Source organism: Nocardia sp. NPDC058633 (assembly GCF_042717045.1).
Classification (GTDB): Bacteria; Actinomycetota; Actinomycetes; order Mycobacteriales; family Mycobacteriaceae; genus Nocardia.
In genome coordinates this window covers 17,864-34,230 of sequence record NZ_JBHXRA010000005.1, presented here as the reverse complement: position 1 = coordinate 34,230, position 16,367 = coordinate 17,864, and the positions used below count along the sequence as shown (strand labels likewise).

15 protein-coding genes are annotated in these 16,367 nt (G+C 69.1%); 8 read left to right on the top strand and 7 right to left on the bottom strand.

Going from position 1 to position 16,367, the window contains the following annotated elements; all coding sequences use genetic code 11:
• The first annotated feature begins 57 nt into the window (after positions 1–57).
• On the top strand, positions 58–909 hold the full coding sequence (locus ACFWUR_RS07710; protein WP_378903565.1) for a hypothetical protein: 852 nt from the start codon (positions 58–60) through the stop codon (positions 907–909).
• Here the strand turns inward: ACFWUR_RS07710 and ACFWUR_RS07705 are convergent.
• From ACFWUR_RS07705 to ACFWUR_RS07695, 3 genes are all read right to left on the bottom strand, one after another.
• Complete coding sequence (locus tag ACFWUR_RS07705) at positions 906–2,297, bottom strand: M1 family metallopeptidase (RefSeq protein ID WP_378903562.1); 1,392 nt, start codon at positions 2,295–2,297, stop codon at positions 906–908. The genes ACFWUR_RS07710 and ACFWUR_RS07705 overlap by 4 nt on opposite strands.
• Before the next feature lie 101 nt (positions 2,298–2,398).
• Positions 2,399–3,064, bottom strand: coding sequence for a DUF3239 domain-containing protein (locus ACFWUR_RS07700; RefSeq protein ID WP_378903560.1), 666 nt, complete (start codon positions 3,062–3,064; stop codon positions 2,399–2,401).
• A 97-nt stretch (positions 3,065–3,161) separates the two neighbouring features.
• Positions 3,162–4,829 carry a DNA repair helicase XPB gene (locus ACFWUR_RS07695; RefSeq protein WP_378903557.1) on the bottom strand — a complete coding sequence of 556 codons (1,668 nt, stop codon included), beginning with the start codon at positions 4,827–4,829 and terminating at the stop codon, positions 3,162–3,164.
• A gap of 282 nt (positions 4,830–5,111) precedes the next feature.
• On the opposite strand from ACFWUR_RS07695, the gene ACFWUR_RS07690 reads away from it, so the two are divergent.
• Complete coding sequence (locus ACFWUR_RS07690) at positions 5,112–5,756, top strand: LysE family translocator (protein WP_378903554.1); 645 nt, start codon at positions 5,112–5,114, stop codon at positions 5,754–5,756.
• A gap of 169 nt (positions 5,757–5,925) precedes the next feature.
• Complete coding sequence (locus tag ACFWUR_RS07685) at positions 5,926–6,522, top strand: trimeric intracellular cation channel family protein (protein ID WP_378904170.1); 597 nt, start codon at positions 5,926–5,928, stop codon at positions 6,520–6,522.
• A gap of 28 nt (positions 6,523–6,550) precedes the next feature.
• Here ACFWUR_RS07685 and ACFWUR_RS07680 read toward each other — a convergent pair whose 3' ends face one another.
• Positions 6,551–7,717: a pyridoxal phosphate-dependent aminotransferase gene (locus tag ACFWUR_RS07680; RefSeq protein WP_378903551.1), complete on the bottom strand. Its 1,167-nt coding sequence runs from the start codon at positions 7,715–7,717 to the stop codon at positions 6,551–6,553.
• Between the two features lie 173 nt (positions 7,718–7,890).
• Between ACFWUR_RS07680 and ACFWUR_RS07675 the strand changes: the two genes are divergently transcribed.
• Entirely contained in the window at positions 7,891–8,106 is a 216-nt protein-coding gene (locus tag ACFWUR_RS07675) for a hypothetical protein (RefSeq protein ID WP_378903548.1), read from the top strand.
• Between the two features lie 104 nt (positions 8,107–8,210).
• On the opposite strand, the gene sigJ is transcribed toward ACFWUR_RS07675, so the two are convergent.
• A complete protein-coding gene (sigJ, locus tag ACFWUR_RS07670; protein ID WP_378903545.1) occupies positions 8,211–9,110 on the bottom strand; it encodes an RNA polymerase sigma factor SigJ in 900 nt (299 codons plus the stop codon).
• Positions 9,111–9,225: 115 nt separating this feature from the next.
• On the opposite strand from sigJ, the gene ACFWUR_RS07665 reads away from it, so the two are divergent.
• A complete protein-coding gene (locus ACFWUR_RS07665; protein WP_378903542.1) occupies positions 9,226–10,059 on the top strand; it encodes an SMP-30/gluconolactonase/LRE family protein in 834 nt (277 codons plus the stop codon).
• A 42-nt stretch (positions 10,060–10,101) separates the two neighbouring features.
• Positions 10,102–10,671 carry a GNAT family N-acetyltransferase gene (locus ACFWUR_RS07660; protein ID WP_378903539.1) on the top strand — a complete coding sequence of 190 codons (570 nt, stop codon included), beginning with the start codon at positions 10,102–10,104 and terminating at the stop codon, positions 10,669–10,671.
• A 9-nt stretch (positions 10,672–10,680) separates the two neighbouring features.
• Here ACFWUR_RS07660 and ACFWUR_RS07655 read toward each other — a convergent pair whose 3' ends face one another.
• Positions 10,681–13,353, bottom strand: a complete 2,673-nt coding sequence (locus ACFWUR_RS07655; RefSeq protein WP_378903535.1) for an ATP-dependent RNA helicase — start codon at positions 13,351–13,353, stop codon at positions 10,681–10,683.
• 120 nt (positions 13,354–13,473) lie between these two features.
• Here ACFWUR_RS07655 and ACFWUR_RS07650 point away from each other — a divergent pair, with 120 nt between their 5' ends.
• The gene (locus ACFWUR_RS07650; protein WP_378903532.1) at positions 13,474–14,091 is read left to right on the top strand and encodes a LysE family translocator; all 618 of its coding nucleotides are present in this window, start codon (positions 13,474–13,476) and stop codon (positions 14,089–14,091) included.
• 51 nt (positions 14,092–14,142) lie between these two features.
• Here ACFWUR_RS07650 and ACFWUR_RS07645 read toward each other — a convergent pair whose 3' ends face one another.
• A complete protein-coding gene (locus ACFWUR_RS07645) occupies positions 14,143–15,231 on the bottom strand; it encodes a 3-deoxy-7-phosphoheptulonate synthase (protein WP_378903529.1) in 1,089 nt (362 codons plus the stop codon).
• A gap of 303 nt (positions 15,232–15,534) precedes the next feature.
• Between ACFWUR_RS07645 and ACFWUR_RS07640 the strand changes: the two genes are divergently transcribed.
• Positions 15,535–16,347: an NAD(P)H-binding protein gene (locus ACFWUR_RS07640; RefSeq protein WP_378903526.1), complete on the top strand. Its 813-nt coding sequence runs from the start codon at positions 15,535–15,537 to the stop codon at positions 16,345–16,347.
• Positions 16,348–16,367: the final 20 nt, after the last annotated feature.

Sequence of the window (16,367 nt, the reverse complement as noted above, 5' to 3'; positions counted from 1 at the left end):
TACCCAAGTGCTCGCGACGGCGCTCCCGGCGTCGAGCGAGCTGGCTACCATCACAAGATGACCCTCGACGACGTCGCAGGCGAGCTGTACACCCTCGACCCCGGCGACTTCGTGTCCACCCGCACCGAGCGCGCCGCCCGAGCCCGCGCCGACGGTGACCGCGATCTGGCCAAAGCCATCACCGCCCTGCGCAAGCCGACGGTCGCCGCCTGGACGGTCAATCTGCTGGCCCGCCACGCACCGCGGGAGATCGCCGCCCTGCTCGATCTCGGCGATGCTCTTCGGTCGGCGCAACGTCAACTCTCCGGCGAGAAACTGCGCGCACTCGGTACCCAGCGTCAACAGGTCGTGAACGCGATGACCAAGCGAGCCGCCGAGCTGGCCGCCGAGCACGACCGCCCGGCGAGCGAGCAGGTGCTGCGCGAAGTCGGCCAGACCCTCACCGCGGCGCTGGCCGACCCCGATGTCGCCGATCTGGTCCGGGCGGGGGTGCTGCCCGCCACCGCCACCTACGACGGCTTCGGCCCGGCCGGGCTGGTCGCGATCACCGGGGGCAAGGCCACCGCCCCTCAGCGCGCGAGCAAACCCAAGTCCTCCCCGAAGGACACCGAGGACAAGCGCCGCGCCGAGGCCCGACAGGAACTCGACGACGCCGAATCCGGCCTGGCAGCCGCTCGCGCCGATCGCGAGGAGGCCGAAGCCGCTGCCGCACAGGCGAAATCCGAGCTCGACGCGATCGAGACCCGGATCACCGAGCTACGCACCGAGCTCGAACACGCTGAACAACAACGCCACTTCGCCCACACCGCCGAACATCGGGCGCGCGGCGAATTCACCGCCGCGCGTAGCCAGTTCGACCGTATGCAGCGCTGGGTCGAGCGGGCCCGCGCGCGGCTGAGTGAGGATTAGGGACGCAGGGTGCCCGGATAGAGGAACGCGTCGCGCGGGGGCCTGGTGCCGTCCAGCCATTCGGCCAGGAATTCGGCGAGCGGCATCGAGGTCCGGCTCTGCAAGAACTCCCGGAATTCCGGCATCGACGCGTGGCCGTCGCGATGGGCGTTCACGAAATCTCTGATGGCCGTGAAGAACACGTCTTCGCCGATCAGTTTACGGAGTGCGTGCAGGAACAGCGGCCCGCGGTAATAGACGGAGGTGAACTCGTCGCCGACTCCGGGAGCGGCCAGCGCGATCTTCCAGAATTTCGGCTCGTCGAGGTATTTCGCGATTGTTTCGCGATACTCGGTGTCCACGTCGGCGTGGTCGATTCGTTCCGGCCACAGATAGTCGGCGGTGTAGCTGGCGAAGCACTCGTTGAGGCAGATGTCGGACCATTGCCGCACCGACATCGTGTCGCCCCACCATTGATGGGCCAGCTCGTGCACCACCGTGTTCAGATCGGCCCACGGCGCGTAGGTCGGCCGGGTCTGGGTCTCGAGTGAGAACGGCAGCTCCGTGTCCACATAGATGCCGCCGGCCACATCGAACGGGTAGGGGCCGTAGAGACTTTCGAGGAAGTCGAGAATCTCGGGCAGCCGCTGTTCGTCTTCGCGATTGGCCTCCGATTCCGGCGCGAACGCGCTCAGCACCGCGGTCCCGTTCGCCCGCCGCTGCTCGAGGAAGGTGAAGTGGTCCACCGCGACAGTGGTCAGGTAGCCGATCACGGGCTGACGCGTTTCCCAGGTGGTGTGCAGCCGTCCGTCGCGCACCACGTGCTCGGTGCGGTCGCCGGTCGACATGATCTCCCAGCCGGCGGGCACGTCGGCGTGCAGTGTGAAAGTCGCCTTGTCCAAGGGAGTGTCGTTGAGCGGGTACCAGGTGCTCGCACTGTGCGGCTCACCGACGGCGAACGCCCCACCGTTGGGCGCGTGGGTCCAGCCCGCGCCCTCGGTGTCGGCGGCCGCGCCCGCGTAGTCGACGACGATCCGCATCGGCAGCCCCGGCGGCAGGGGTAGCAGCGGCGTGACCACCAGCTCGTGCTCGCCGTCTCGGCCGAATCCCGCGGGTTGCCCGTTGACCGTCACCATCAGCACCCCGGGCCCGCTGTAATCGAGGTTGAATCGCGCCAGCGGTTGGGTCACGCGCGCATCGATGCGGGCCGTGCCGCGCAGGTGGTGCGCACCGGGTTCGTAAGCGATCGACACGTCGTAGTGCGTGACGTCGTAACCACCGTTGCCGTCGAGCGGATAGTAGGGATCGCCCAGCCCCGGGGCCCCGATCACGTGCGAATCAGCCGCTACCGGAGGGACTCCCAACGCCACCAGCGCGATCACCACGCACACCCCGGCCGACCATCGCATGGCGAAGACACCTTTCGTCGACCGGATCGCACGAACCCGACCATCGTCGCAGGCGCGCGCCAGGGACTCCGAACAGGCACGCCCGCTGGGCGGGGGTACGCCTAGCCCAGGTCGGCGGGCAGATGGTCCGGGTCGAGCAGCAGCCGTTTGGTCGCCGTGCGTTTCACGCGTGCGGCCAGCGCCAGGTTCTCCGCGAGCAGCCGCCATTCGACCTCGTTGATGGCATCGCACGCGCGGGTGATCACCTCGTCGTCGCGCGTACCCCAGGCGATCGGCATGGCGGTGACCAACTGCCAGCGTTCGCCGACCTGGCGAGGAGCACGATCGGTGCGTACCGCGACGGCGGGCACCCGCTCGCCCGGCTGTGGCGTGTGCCCCGGCAGCGTGCGCACCTTGCGGGTGATCAACGCCCAACTGCGCACCGGGGCAGCGGGTTCGGCGATATCGACCAGGGCGAGCAATACGATCGCGCCCGGCGCGGCATCACTGACGACAGCGGGTACGAGAACACCGTCGTGATAGAGCTTTTCGATACTGGACCGGTGCGGGGTCCACAGTGCCACCCACAGTGCGATGCCCGCGACGAGCACGCACACCACGGCGAGCAGGAAACCCCACGCCTGCCCGCTCCACACCAGCGCCACCGTCGCCGCGACGGCGAGACCGGCGACCAGCAGGGCGACCAGGCGCAACCTGCGTAACCCGGTGAACGTCTCGTTGACCGCGTGAGCGTGCTCACGGTCGACCACGAATTCGAAGCGGCGCACGCCTTCCTTCCTAGCACAAGTTGCGGAGGAATTGCCTCCACTTATTTGCAGAGGTAGCGATTTCGCACGTTACCCCGCTTCGACCTGGCGAACAGCCCTACACGCCGTCGCCGACGGGCGGACCGAGCAGGTCGTCGGCGTCGACGATGCGGTACGCGTAACCCTGCTCGGCGAGGAAGCGCTGACGATGCGCGGCGTATTCGGCATCGAGAGTGTCGCGCGCGACCACCGAATAGAAATGCGCCTGTCCCCCATCCTGTTTCGGCCGCAGCAGGCGGCCCAACCGCTGCGCCTCCTCCTGGCGGGACCCGAAAGTACCCGACACCTGCACCGCCACGGATGCTTCCGGAAGATCGATGGAGAAGTTGGCGACCTTGCTCACCACCAGCACCGGGATCTCGCCGGAGCGGAACGCGTCGAACAACGCCTCGCGCTCCCTGTTCTTGGTGGCGCCGGTGATGACGGGGGCGTTCAGGTCGACCCCGAGCTCGTCGAGCTGGTCCAGGTAGGCGCCGATCACCAGGGTCGGGGCGCCCTTGTGCCGGGCCAGAATGGACTCGACCACCGGGATCTTGGTGCGTGCGGTGGAACACAGCTTGTAGCGCTCCTCCGGCTCGGCGGTGGCGTAGGCCATCCGCTCGGCGTCGGTGAGCGTGACCCGGACCTCGACACAGTCGGCGGGCGCGATCCAGCCCTGCGCTTCGATGTCCTTCCACGGCGCGTCGTAGCGCTTCGGTCCGATCAGTGAGAACACATCACCCTCGCGGCCGTCCTCCCGCACCAGTGTGGCGGTCAGACCCAGCCGTCGTCGCGACTGCAGGTCCGCGGTCATCCGGAAGACCGGCGCGGGCAGCAGATGCACCTCGTCGTAGATCACCAGACCCCAGTCGCGGCTGTCGAACAGTTCGAGATGCTTGTACTCACCCTTGGATTTACGGGTGATGACCTGGTAGGTCGCGATGGTGACCGGACGGATCTCCTTGCGCTCGCCGGAGTACTCGCCGATCTCCTCCTCGGTGAGCGTGGTCCGCGCCAGCAACTCGCGCCGCCACTGCCTGCCCGCCACGGTGTTGGTGACCAGGATCAAGGTGGTGGCCTTGGCCTTGGCCATCGCGGCCGCGCCGACCATCGTCTTGCCCGCGCCACACGGCAGCACGACCACGCCGGAACCGCCCGCCCAGAACGAATCGGCGGCCATCTCCTGGTAGTCGCGCAGGTGCCACTTTCCCTCGGTGTAGTCGAGGCCGATGTCGTGCGCCTCACCGTCGACATAGCCGGCCAGATCCTCGGCGGGCCAGCCGATCTTCAACAGCATCTGCTTGATGTGGCCGCGCTCGGACGGATGCACGATCACGGTGTCGTCGTCGATGTGAGCGCCGAGCATCGGTGCGATCTTCTTGTGCCGCAGCACCTCGGCGAGCACCGCGCGATCCAGGCTGACCAGGCACAACCCGTGCGCGGGATGCTTGACCAGCTGCAACCGGCCGTAGCGGCCCATGGTGTCGACGATGTCGACCAGCAGCGGCTGCGGCACGGCGTAGCGCGAGAAGTTCACCAGCGCGTCGACCACCTGCTCGGCATCGTGGCCGGCCGCGCGGGCGTTCCACAACGCCAGCGGCGTGATCCGATAGGTGTGCACGTGCTCTGGCGCGCGCTCCAGCTCCGCGAACGGCGCGATGGCCTGGCGCGCGTTGCCTGCCAGCTCGTGGTCGACCTCGAGCAGCAGGGTCTTGTCGCTCTGCACGATCAGCGGACCGTCGGTCACACGTTGCTCCTGTGTTCATGGGCGGTCGGAGCCGCGCCGTCGGGGCCTTGTCACCCGAACGGCGCGTAGGACTTCGCCTGGGGGCGGGAACTTGCTCGATACCCCGGCCGGAACGTGTCCGGTGGGGCAGCTTTGTCAATTGTACGGACTCGGACCGACATGACCTGGGCGGAGAGTCCGCGAAGCGACTGTTCGCCGGTGCGGCGCACGAGGGTGGGCCGGGGTCCAGCGGGTGCCGACTGGACCGCGACAGAGCCGCACCGACCAGCGCAAACTCGATGCATGCTTCAGACAACGGCGGTTCTCGGGGTGGCGGCGGCGGCGCTCGGCATGGTGCTGACACCGGGGCCGAACATGATGTATCTGGTATCGCGCACCGTCGCGCAGGGGCGGCGCGCGGGGATGATCTCGCTGCTGGGGGTCGCGGCGGGGTTCGGGGTCTACCTGTTGGCGGCCGCGGCGGGGATCACCGCGGTGTTCGCGGTTGTTCCCGGCCTGTATCTGGCCGTGAAGCTGGCCGGGGCGGCGTATCTGCTGTGGCTGGCCTGGCAGGCGATCCGGCCGGGTGGGATTTCGGTGTTCGCGCCCGCCGACCTCCCGCACGACCCGGCCCGGCGACTGTTCACGATGGGATTGGCCACCAACCTGCTCAACCCGAAGATCGCGATCATGTACATGGCCCTCATCCCCCAGTTCGTCGACCCCGATCGCGGCGCCCTCTGGCTGCAGAGCCTGTCGCTGGGAGCGGTGCAGATCACCGTGGCCCTCACGGTCAACGCCATGATCGTCCTCGGTGCGGCGGGCCTGGCCACCTTCCTCGCGGCCCGCCCCCTGTGGCTGCGCACCCAGCGCTACCTCATGGGAACCGCCCTCGGCACCATCGCCGTCCTGCTCGCCACCGACAAGGCCCGCCCCGCCCCCGCCTGAGACGAGGGCCTGGTCGCGGTCGCCGAGCTCGGGCATGTCACGCTGCTGCGGAGCATCGAGGCGTAAGGAGCGGGCGGTGAGTGTTGGGGTGCTGGTGGCGACATTGGCGGCAGGTCCTTCGGTGACGGAGCTCGATTCGGCGGTGGAGGCGGTGCACCGCGGCGGCGAGATGATCGGGACCATCTCGTTCGCGGCCTCCGGGGCGCTGGTCGCCGTGCGCAAGCGGCTCGATCTGTTCGGGATGGTCGTGCTGGCGTGCGCGACCGCGCTCGGCGGCGGAATCGTGCGCGACCTGTTGCTCGGGCGCACGCCCCCCGCCGCCTTCACGAACCTGACCTATCTGTCGGCGTCGATCGTGACCGCGCTGATCCTGTACTTCATCGCACCGTCGCCCCGCCTCACCAAGGGCCCACTCGAAGTCGCCGATGCGATCGGGCTCGGCCTGTTCTGCGTCACCGGCACCGTGATCGCCGACGCGGCCGGCATCGGCGCGCCCACCGCCGCCCTGCTCGGTATGACCACCGCCATCGGCGGCGGGGTGATCCGCGACGTGCTCAGCGGCGAAGTGCCTTCCGTCCTACGCCCCGACCAGGACCTCTACGCGATCCCGGCGCTGTTCGGCGCGGCCGCTACTGCCGCGCTGTTGCACCTCGACGTGTATCGAACATGGACGGGGCTGCTCGCTGCGGCGGGGGCGGTGGGTTTTCGGCTGCTGGCGCGGCATTTTCAGTGGCATGCGCCGCTGGCTCGCCATGCGCGTGACTGAGCGCGGGTCGGGAGCGCGGGGTCAGGCGTCACCCGGCACGTAGGCGGCGGACTCCTTCGTCGATGGTTTCGTCGCTTTTGCTGAAGGTGAAGCGCACCAGGTGTTTCCAGTCGTCGGGGTGGTCGGCGAACACGCTGACCGGCACGGCGGCCACGCCCAGTCGTTCGGGGAGTTCGCGGCAGAATGTCAGTCCGTCCGCGGCGCCGAGCGGTCGGATGTCGGCGCAGACGAAGTAACCGCCTTTGCTGGCCGACACTCCGAAACCGGCGTCGCGCAGGGCCCGCGAGAGCCGTATTCGTTTGTCCGCCAGTCCGTCACGCTGGGCACGCACCCAGTCGAGCTCCTCGTTGATCGCATGGGCGACGGCAGGCTGGAACGGGCCGCCGCCGACGAAGGTGAGGTACTGCTTGGCCGTGAGAACGGCGTCGAGCAGCGGCGCAGGCGCGCACGCCCAGCCGATCTTCCACCCGGTGACGTTGAAGGTCTTCGCCGCACTCGACACCACGATGGTCCGCTCGCGCATGCCGGGCAGCGTGGAGATGCTGATGTGCTCGGTGCCGTCGTAGACGAGGTGCTCGTACACCTCGTCGGTGAGCACCAGCAGATCGTGTTCGACAGCCAGCTCGGCGATCGCGGTCAGATCTGCGCGATCGAGTACCGCGCCGGTGGGGTTGTGCGGTGAATTCACCATCAGCATGCGTGTTTTCGGCGTGATCGCGGCCCGCAAGCTGTTCAGATCGAGTACGAATCGGTCGCCGTCGGGCACCAGGCGAGCCGTGCGTCGCTGTGCGCCGGCGAGGGCGACCGCGGCGGCGTAGGAGTCGTAGTACGGCTCGATCAGCACCACCTCCTGGCGGGGTTCCACCAGCCCGAGCACGGCGGCACTGATCGCCTCGGTCGCGCCGACGGTCACCAGGATCTCGGTCGCCGGGTCGTAGGCCGTGCCGTAACGACGGGCTCGGTCCTCGGCGACCGCCTGGCGCAGCACCGGCATTCCGCGGCCCGGTGGGTACTGGTTGAGACCGTCGGCGATCGCCGCGCGCGCCACCTCGAGCATGCCCGCGGGGCCGTCGATATCGGGAAAGCCCTGCCCCAGATTCACCGCGTCGTGGCGGACGGCCAGTTCGGTCATTTCGGCGAAGATGGTCGATCCGAAGGGGCGCAGACGGGCGACGGTGGACGGCACAGGCGGCATCTCCGCAGCGTATCCCACTATTCCGTGACGTTGCCCAGCGATAGCGAACACGCATGTTTCACAAACGTTTTCCCGCTTTGACCTGGGCTATTGTGCGTTTCCCCAACCTCAGCTAGCCTCGCCGTGTTCTACCTCACACACCACTGCACGGTGGTATATCGAAAGGGGCTCACATGGCCTCACCTCTGCTCGACTTCATCCTGCAACCGGCTGCGTCGGAGGTAGCCGGTTCGGCGTTGCAGTTCATCCACGATCAGTTGTTCGGCGGTCCGATCGGCGACATGGTCACCGGTTCGGCCACGCCGGACAACAACATGGGTTCCTCGACCGGCGACCACAACCTCGGTTCGTCCACCGGCGACCACAACTGGGGATCCACCTACCCGTAAACACTCGCCTGCGACGCACCGCACTGTCTCGCGGCGCTGAGCAGCCCGGCCCAGCGCCGCGCAGCCCACCGCTGACCTCGCAGGTCCTCTTCGGGGCCGCGGGGTCAGCGGAGGCGGGCGCCGGAGAGTTTGACCACGTTGGCGAAATCGTAGGTGGCCCAGATCTTTCCGTCGCGCACCGCGAACCCGAGTACGCGCACGGGGCGGCCGAACGGCGAGTTCGGGTCGGTGAACACCAGCCCCGCCTGCCCGTTCACCGTGGCGGCGCTCATCTCGAGCCCCGATCCCTGTTGGTGCTTGCGCCACAGGCCGAGCGCCAACCGAGCGACCTTCTCCTGTCCGGCAACAATATTGAGTGCGGTCTTGGTGGTACCGCCCGCGTCGGCGGTGAACGTCGTGTCCGGATGCAGCGTCGCGGCGACCGCGGCGACATCGCCGGTGGCCAGCGCCGCGAGGAACCGTCGCACCGCCTGATCGTGCACCTCGTCGGCGACCGGTGCCGGTGCGTCGGCCACCGCCCGGCGGGCTCGCACCGCAGCTTGCCTCGCGGCATCGGCGGAAACACCCAGGATCTCGGCGATCTCGGCGAACGGCACGTCCAACCCGTCGTGCAGCACCAGTGCCACCCGCTGCTGCGGCGTCAACGCGTCGAGCACCACCATCGCCGCCATTCGGCTGTCTTGATCGCGCACCACCACATCGAGTGGATCGACAGTGCGCGAAGACGTCGCCGCCGAGACGATCGGCTCCGGAAGCCACTGCCCCACATAGGTTTCGCGCCGCACCGCGGCACTGCGCAAGTGGTCGAGGCAGATTCGGCTGACCACCGTCGTCAGCCAGGCGCGCAGATCGTCGATCTCGGACTGGTGCACCCCCGCCATCCGCAGCCAGCTCTCCTGCACCGCGTCCTCGGCGTCGCCGACGCTTCCGGTGAGCCGGTAGGCGACCGAAAGCAAATGTGTTCGATGCGATTCGAACAAGTCGGCGAGAAACGGGGAAACCATCGAGGCAGATCCTACGGAGTACCCCGCCGCGTTCGGTCCCACGGGTCTGGCACCGGTGATTCTCCGCACGCCATCTCGTCTGTACCACTACTACCGACGACAAGGACGGCGCAGCATGAGTACACCCGAGGTTGTGCTGGAGGGAATCGTGTTCGGCGAGTCACCGCGCTGGCACGACGGTCGACTGTGGTTCTCGGACTGGGGCGCGAACCAGGTGATCGTCGTCGACGATCACGGGCCCGAGGTCGTCGCCACGGTGCCGTCCTTCCCGATGTGCATCGACTTTCTGCCCGACGGTCGATTGGTGATCGTCGACTCCGCGGCCCGACGGCTCCTTCGCCGCGAACCCGACGGGTCGCTCGTGGCCTTCGCCGACCTCTCGACCGTGTCGGACACACCGTGGAACGACATCGTGATCGACGGGCGCGGCAATGCCTACGTCGACAACATCGGCTTCGATTTCCCCGGTGGGGAGTTCGTGCCCGGCGTCATCGCGCGCATCACGCCCACCGGTGAGGTGCGCCAGGTCGCCGAGGGACTCGCTTTTCCCAACGGCATGGCGATCACCGCCGACGGCGCGACGCTGATCGTGGCCGAGTCGTACGCGAATCAGCTCACCGCCTACGACATCGCGGCCGACGGCGCGCTGAGGAATCGCCGTGTGTGGGCGGCGACTCCGGGCGATCACCCGGACGGGATCTGCCTCGATGCCGACGGTCAGCTCTGGTACGCAGATGTCGGCAACCAGCATTGTGTCCGGGTTCGGGAAGGCGGCGAGGTGTCGCAGACGGTCACGCTCGACCGTGGCGCGTTCGCGTGCGCGCTCAGCCGAGACGGGGATCCGCGGTTGTACGTCGTCGGACAAAACTGGGGCGACCCCGAAGCGACCGGGCCGACGGGACAGGTCGTTGCCTTTCCCGCGCCCGCACCAGGTGCGGGAAAGCCGTGAAAATGCGGCGAGATTTTCGGCGTCGACTGTCAAGATGACCGGATGTACGAGCACACGCTCACCGACGGCACGGCCTGGCTCACCCGCCCGACCGGGGCCGACATCGACCGTATCGTCGAGTGCTGTCAGGACCCCGATGTGCAGCGCTGGACCACGATCCCCGTCCCCTATCACCGGTCCGACGCCGAGGAATTCCTCGACCGCATGGTGGCTCCCGGCTGGGCGGACAACGCGCCGGTCTGGGCGATCCGTACCGCCGCGGACGGCCCGGTCGAGGGGATGATCGGCCTGCACACGCGCGGACCGGGCGCCTGCGAGATCGGCTTCTGGCTCGCTCCCGCACAGCGCGGCCGCGGCCTGATGTCGCGCGCCATCACCCTGGTCTGCAACTTCGGGTTCGCCTCCGACGGTCTCGCGCTGGACCGGATCATGTGGCGTGCGATCGTCGGCAACGTCGCTTCGGCTGCGGCCGTGCGCCGCAACGGCTTTCGCTTCGAGGGCGTGGCCCGCTCGGGCGGGGTCCAGCGCGGAACCCGCGTCGACGAATGGGTCGCGGGGCGGCTACCGACTGATCCCGCCGATGTCGGCGACGGTTGGCCGACACTGGCGTAGTCGCGCCGGTCAGATCGGGCGGTTGGTGGCTCGGCGGGCGGTGCCTCGGTGGGCGGAGATCGTCGTCGGGTCTTCGGGCCAGGCGTGTTTGGGGTAGCGCCCGCGCAGGTCGGCGCGGACCTGGGACCAGCCGTTCTTCCAGAAGGAGGCCAGGTCGGCGGTGACGGCGACGGGGCGCTGGGCCGGGGAGAGCAGGTGCAGCAGGATGGGGGCGCGACCGTCGGCGAGGGTGGGCGGGTCGGTCCAGCCGAAGATCTCCTGGACTTTGACCGCGAGGACCGGCTGGTCGGCGGAGTAGTCGAGGCGGACCCGGCTGCCGGAGGGGACCTCGAGCCGTTCGGGGGCGAGTTCGTCGAGGCGGGCGGCGGCAGGCCACGGGAGTAGGCGTCGCAATGCGCTGCCCGCGTCGACGCGGGCGAGATCGGCACGGCGCCGCGCCGTGGACAGTTCGGGGCCGAGCCAGCTGTCGAGGTCGGTGAGCAGCGCGTTGTCGTCGACTGCGGGCCACGGTTCCCCGAGGGTGCGGTGCAGGAAGTCGAGACGTTGACGCAGGCTGCGCGAGTCGTCGTTCCAGCGCAGCAAGTCCAACCCTTCCGTCTGAAGCCCCTGCCGCACAGCGTGTTCCATCAGCGCCTTGTCCGGATTGCGTAACGCCCTCTCCGACAGCACGATCGCGCCCAGCCGTTCCACCCGACGAGCCACCACATCACCGCCGTCCCAGCGCACTTCGTCGGCCACGACCACCAACCCCGGCGCGGCCTCACGAGCGAGTTCTTCATCGGCGACGGCCGCCAACCGAATCCGCCCCTCCGCCCGGCCGGGATCGCGATCGGCGATGGCCACCGCGAGCCACTCCGCGGCAGCCAGCCCCGAACCCGGCGGCAACGTCACCGCGGTACCGCCCGCCATGAGATACGTGGACGACCCACTCGACCGCCGACGAGCCAGCCGCTCCGGCTGCGCCAGCGCGATCAACAACGCCGCGGTATCGGTTCCATAGTCACTACTCTCGTTTCCTGACTCACCGACGACACGATCGCGTCGACCCGGACTGCCTGCGCCCAACGGGGCTTCGGCCTTCGGGTCAGCGACGCTTGACCGGTCACGCCGACCCACGCGGGCGGACGCACCAGCCTGTGCGGCGCCAGGCGGTCGGGCGGGTTTGTCCGCGGTTGTCGTGCTCGTGACGAGTCGCGTCAGGCGTTGGACCTCGCGGGACCAACGGGGCGGGCGTTCGGTGCGCAGGGCGCGCAGGGCCGCCGCCGCGTCGACGGTGTGGGCAAGGGAGTCGTCGTCCATCAGAACCACCATTTCGGCGGCGGCCTTCGCGCCGACCCTGGCTTTCCCGTCGAGGAGCGCGCGGGCGAGGCGCGGGTGCAGGCCGAGATCGGCCATGGCCTTGCCGCGTGGGGTGATGTGGTCGAGGACGTCGAGGGCGCCCAGGGCACGCAGGATGCTTCGGGCCGCGGCGAGGCCACCTTCCGGCGGGGCGTCCCACCAGGCCAGACCGGTGCCGTCGGGGGTACCCCAGCAGGCCAATTCCAGTGCGAGACGGGTGAGTTCGGCGGTGCGGATCTCCGGTTCGGGGTAGGCGGGCAGGGTTTGATGTTCGTATTCGGGCCAGCAGCGCCAGGCACGGCCGGGGGCTTCACGGCCCGCGCGACCCGTGCGCTGTTCGGCGACCGCCGCCGAAACACGCACTGTCGCAAGGCCGGACAGCCCACGGCGGTGGTCGACGCGGGAGACGCGGGCCAGCCCGGAGTCGACGACAGCGCGCACGCCGGGGACAGTGAGGCTGGATTCGGCTACGGCAGTGGACAAGACCACACGGCGTCGCGCCCCCGGCCGGAGCGCGAGGTCCTGCGCCGCGCCCGCGAGCCTGCCGTGCAGCGGGACCACATCGACATCGTCGAGGTCGCGCAGCAGCCCTGCCGTGCGGTTGATCTCGCCGACACCTGGCAGGAAGACGAGCACATCACCGTCGATGGCGGCCAGCGCGCTGCGGGTAGCCCGCGCGACCTGCGCTTCGATCCGCTCGCGGGGCAGGGCCGGGAGGTAGTCGACCTGGACCGGGTAGGTCCGCCCGTGTACCTCCAGCACCGGGGCTCGCGAACTCTCGACCGAAAGCTCCCGGTCCACCGGTCCCGTACTCCCGGCCTCCCCCGCGCCGAGCAGCTGTGCCAGCCGATCCGCGGCCACCGTCGCCGAAGTCGCCAAGACCCGCAGATCCGGCCGCAGCCCCGACCGCGCGTCGAGCAACAGCGCCAGCAGCAGATCGGCGTCCAGATGCCGCTCGTGGCATTCGTCGAGCACCACCGTGCCGACCCCGGCCAACTCCGGGTCGCTCTGCAATCGCCGCACCAACAACCCCGAGGTCACCACCTCGATTCGTGTCCGCGGCCCCACCTTCCGATCACCCCGCACCGCATACCCCACGGTCTCGCCCACCCGCTCCCCCAGCAACGCCGCCATCCGCGCCGCCGCCGCCCGCGCGGCCAGGCGCCGAGGCTCGGCCACCACGACGCGCCCCGAAGACCCGGCCGCCAGCGCCAACGGCACCAACGTGGTCTTGCCGGTGCCCGGCGGCGCGACCAGCACCGCGACCCCACGATCGGCCAGCGTCGCGGTGATCCGCTCCAGCGCCGGTCGCACCGGAAGGTCGGGGAGTTCGGGAAGCTTCATCACCGACCAGTCTGCCGCGCCCACGGTACGACCCGGCAACCGCGTATCCGGCCGGTCGGCAGGGCGCTCGTCACCCGGAAGGTATTTCCCGATCGGCGACCACTGGTTACCCTGCGGGAGATGAGCATCGAGTTCGCGTTGACCACGCTTGTCATCGTCGCCACGCCGGGGACCGGGGTCCTGTTCACCTTGGCGGCTGGGCTTTCCCGGGGCACGAGGGCGAGTGTGATCGCCGCCTTCGGGTGCACGTTGGGGATCGTTCCGCACATGGTCGCGGCGGTCACGGGGCTGGCCGCGCTGTTGAACACCAGTGCGGTCGCGTTCCAGACGTTGAAGTATCTCGGCGTCGCCTATCTGCTCTACATGGCGTGGAACACGCTGCGGGACAAGGGCGCGCCGGCGATTGCGGAAGATCGCGTCGCGACGGAGCCGTCGGCGCGACAGGTCGTCACCGCTGCGGTGCTGCTGAATATCCTGAACCCGAAGTTGACGATCTTCTTCTTCGCGTTCCTGCCGCAGTTCGTGCCGACCGGCGCACCGAACGCGCTGGGCCGCATGCTCGAGCTCAGTGGGCTGTTCATGCTGGCGACCTTCGTGGTGTTCGCGGGCTACGGAGCGGCCGCGGCCGCGATGCGCACCTATGTGCTGTCACGCCCGGTGGTGGTCCGATGGGTGCGGCGGGTGTTCGGAGTCTGCTTCGTCGCTCTCGCGGGGCGACTCGCGGTGCAGAACCAGTAGACACAGCAGTGCGGGCCCCGGAATCCGAGGCCCGCACCGACGATCGAAAGACTAAGCGCGGCGCGCGGCCACCGCTTCGGCCAAACGGTCGAGCTGGGTGGCGGTGGTGTTCCAGTCGATGCACGCGTCGGTGATGGACTGGCCGTAGGTGAGATCGTCGGCCTTACCGAGGGTCAGGTCCTGGCGACCGGCGACGAGGAACGACTCCAGCATCACCCCGACCACGCCCTGCTCGCCCGCGGCGATCCGGTCGGCGATGTCGGTGACGACGTCGACCTGCTTGTTGTGGTCCTTGTTGCTGTTGCCGTGGCTGGCGTCGACCACCAGGCGCTGGGCCAGCGACGACTTCTCCAGGCGCAGCTTGGCCTCGGCGCAGGAGGCGGCGTCGAAGTTGGTGCCGTTGCTGCCGCCGCGCAGGATCACATGGCAGTCGGGGTTGCCCGAGGTGCGGATCAGCGCGGAGCGACCGTCGAGGTCGGTGCCGGGGAAGACGTGGCTGGCGGCGGCGGCGCGCACACCGTCGACCGCGACCTGCACGTCACCGTCGGTGCCGTTCTTGATGCCCACCGGCATCGACAGCGCCGAGGACAGCTGCCGGTGCACCTGGCTGGCGGCGGTGCGGGCACCGATCGCGCCGTAGGAGACCAGGTCGGCGATGTACTGCGGGGTGATGGGGTCGAGGAACTCGCACGCGACCGGCAGGCCGAGGGCGGTGATGTCGACGAGCACCTTGCGGCCGATGCCGAGACCGGTGTTCACGTCGAACGAGCCGTCCAGGTGCGGATCGTTGATCAGACCCTTCCAGCCCAGCGTGGTGCGCGGCTTCTCGAAGTACACGCGCATCACGATGTGCAGCCGGTCGCCCAGCTCGGCGGCCTTGGCGGCCAGCTTGCGGGCGTATTCCAGCGCGGCGGCGGGGTCGTGCACCGAGCACGGGCCGACGATCACCATGAGGCGGTCGTCGTCGCCGTTGAGCACGTCGACGGTGGCCTTGCGACCCGTTCGCACGGTGTCGGCGAGGGCGTCGGTGATCTGGTGGACCATGCGGACCTCGGCGGGCGAGCGAAGCGGGCTCACGCTGAGGGTGCGCTGGTCGTCGAGGTCGGAATGCCGCGAGTCGACATCGGCTGCGGTGGTCATGAGATGTGGGTCCTTTGCGTTAGGAGGCCGACCCACGGAAATCGCTACCGTCGAGCCGGGCGTTATCCGGCTCGAGGTGGAGGAAGTCAGCGCGCAGGGTCGCAGACCGGCCCACCCAGGGCCGGATAGCTAAACCAGAAATATGCGCGCTGCATGCCGTGGACTGTACCACCGGTGAAACGCCGAACGGTCTGCCATGGTTGCCCAGAGTGTGGACCGTCACATCGCGAGCGCCGTGCCGAAGGACTTGACCTCAACCCTTCTCGAGGTCCTAGCGTCGTGGTCGAGGAAAGGAAATCGACTGTGACAACGCTGGTTACGGGCGCGACCGGCAACACCGGTCGCCAGGTAGTACGGGAGCTCGTCAGCCGTGGCGAGAAGGTCAGGGCGGTGACCCGCGATGCCGACGCCGCACGCACGCTCCTCGGCCCCGAGGTGGAACTGTTCACCGGCACGCACAACGTGCCCTCGACTCTCGACGATGCCTGGCACGGAGTCGACCGACTGCACGTGACGGTGACCAACGGACTCGCCGATGTCGGTGCCGAGCTGATCGGCAAGGCGGTCGACGCGGGCGTGCGGCGCATCACCGTCGTCTGGGGTGGCGGGGTCGGCCCGGTCGAGCGGGCGATCGCGGAGTCCGGGGTGGAGTGGACCCGGCTGGAACCGCAGGAGTTCATGTCGAACACGCTGACCTGGCTCGATCCGATCCGGGCCGACGGTGTCGTGCGCGAGCCGTACGCCCATCCGAGCGCGCTGGTGCACGAGGCCGATATCGGAGCGGTGGCCGCCGTCGCACTGCTGGAAGACGGGCACTCCGGCCGCGCGTACAACCTCACCGGCCCGCAGGCCCTCACTGCGCCGCAACGGCTGGCGATCCTCGGGCAGGCGGCGGGCCGCGAGTTCGCCTTCACCACGATCACCCACCAGCAGGCGGTGGAACGGCTGATGGCGACCGGGGTCTCGAAGGCCGACGCCGACTACGTGATCGGCTGGTACGCCGAGTCGAGCCCCGAGTCGTACACGGTCGACCCGACGATGGAGCAGGTACTCGGCCGCCCCGCGCGCACCTTCGCGCAGTGGGCGGCCGAGCACGGGCACCGCTTCACCTCGTAGTCCCGGCCGGCGCGCCGAGC

Excerpts from the sequence above, each read along its gene's own strand:
- ACFWUR_RS07710 (WP_378903565.1), top strand. The coding sequence starts at position 58 with ATGACCCTCGACGACGTCGCAGGCGAGCTGTACACCCTCGACCCCGGC.
- ACFWUR_RS07705 (WP_378903562.1), bottom strand. The coding sequence starts at position 2,297 with ATGCGATGGTCGGCCGGGGTGTGCGTGGTGATCGCGCTGGTGGCGTTG.
- ACFWUR_RS07690 (WP_378903554.1), top strand. The coding sequence starts at position 5,112 with ATGCTTCAGACAACGGCGGTTCTCGGGGTGGCGGCGGCGGCGCTCGGC.
- ACFWUR_RS07685 (WP_378904170.1), top strand. The coding sequence starts at position 5,926 with ATGATCGGGACCATCTCGTTCGCGGCCTCCGGGGCGCTGGTCGCCGTG.
- ACFWUR_RS07680 (WP_378903551.1), bottom strand. The coding sequence starts at position 7,717 with ATGCCGCCTGTGCCGTCCACCGTCGCCCGTCTGCGCCCCTTCGGATCG.
- ACFWUR_RS07675 (WP_378903548.1), top strand. The coding sequence starts at position 7,891 with ATGGCCTCACCTCTGCTCGACTTCATCCTGCAACCGGCTGCGTCGGAG.
- sigJ (WP_378903545.1), bottom strand. The coding sequence starts at position 9,110 with ATGGTTTCCCCGTTTCTCGCCGACTTGTTCGAATCGCATCGAACACAT.
- ACFWUR_RS07665 (WP_378903542.1), top strand. The coding sequence starts at position 9,226 with ATGAGTACACCCGAGGTTGTGCTGGAGGGAATCGTGTTCGGCGAGTCA.
- ACFWUR_RS07660 (WP_378903539.1), top strand. The coding sequence starts at position 10,102 with ATGTACGAGCACACGCTCACCGACGGCACGGCCTGGCTCACCCGCCCG.
- ACFWUR_RS07655 (WP_378903535.1), bottom strand. The coding sequence starts at position 13,353 with ATGAAGCTTCCCGAACTCCCCGACCTTCCGGTGCGACCGGCGCTGGAG.
- ACFWUR_RS07650 (WP_378903532.1), top strand. The coding sequence starts at position 13,474 with ATGAGCATCGAGTTCGCGTTGACCACGCTTGTCATCGTCGCCACGCCG.
- ACFWUR_RS07645 (WP_378903529.1), bottom strand. The coding sequence starts at position 15,231 with ATGACCACCGCAGCCGATGTCGACTCGCGGCATTCCGACCTCGACGAC.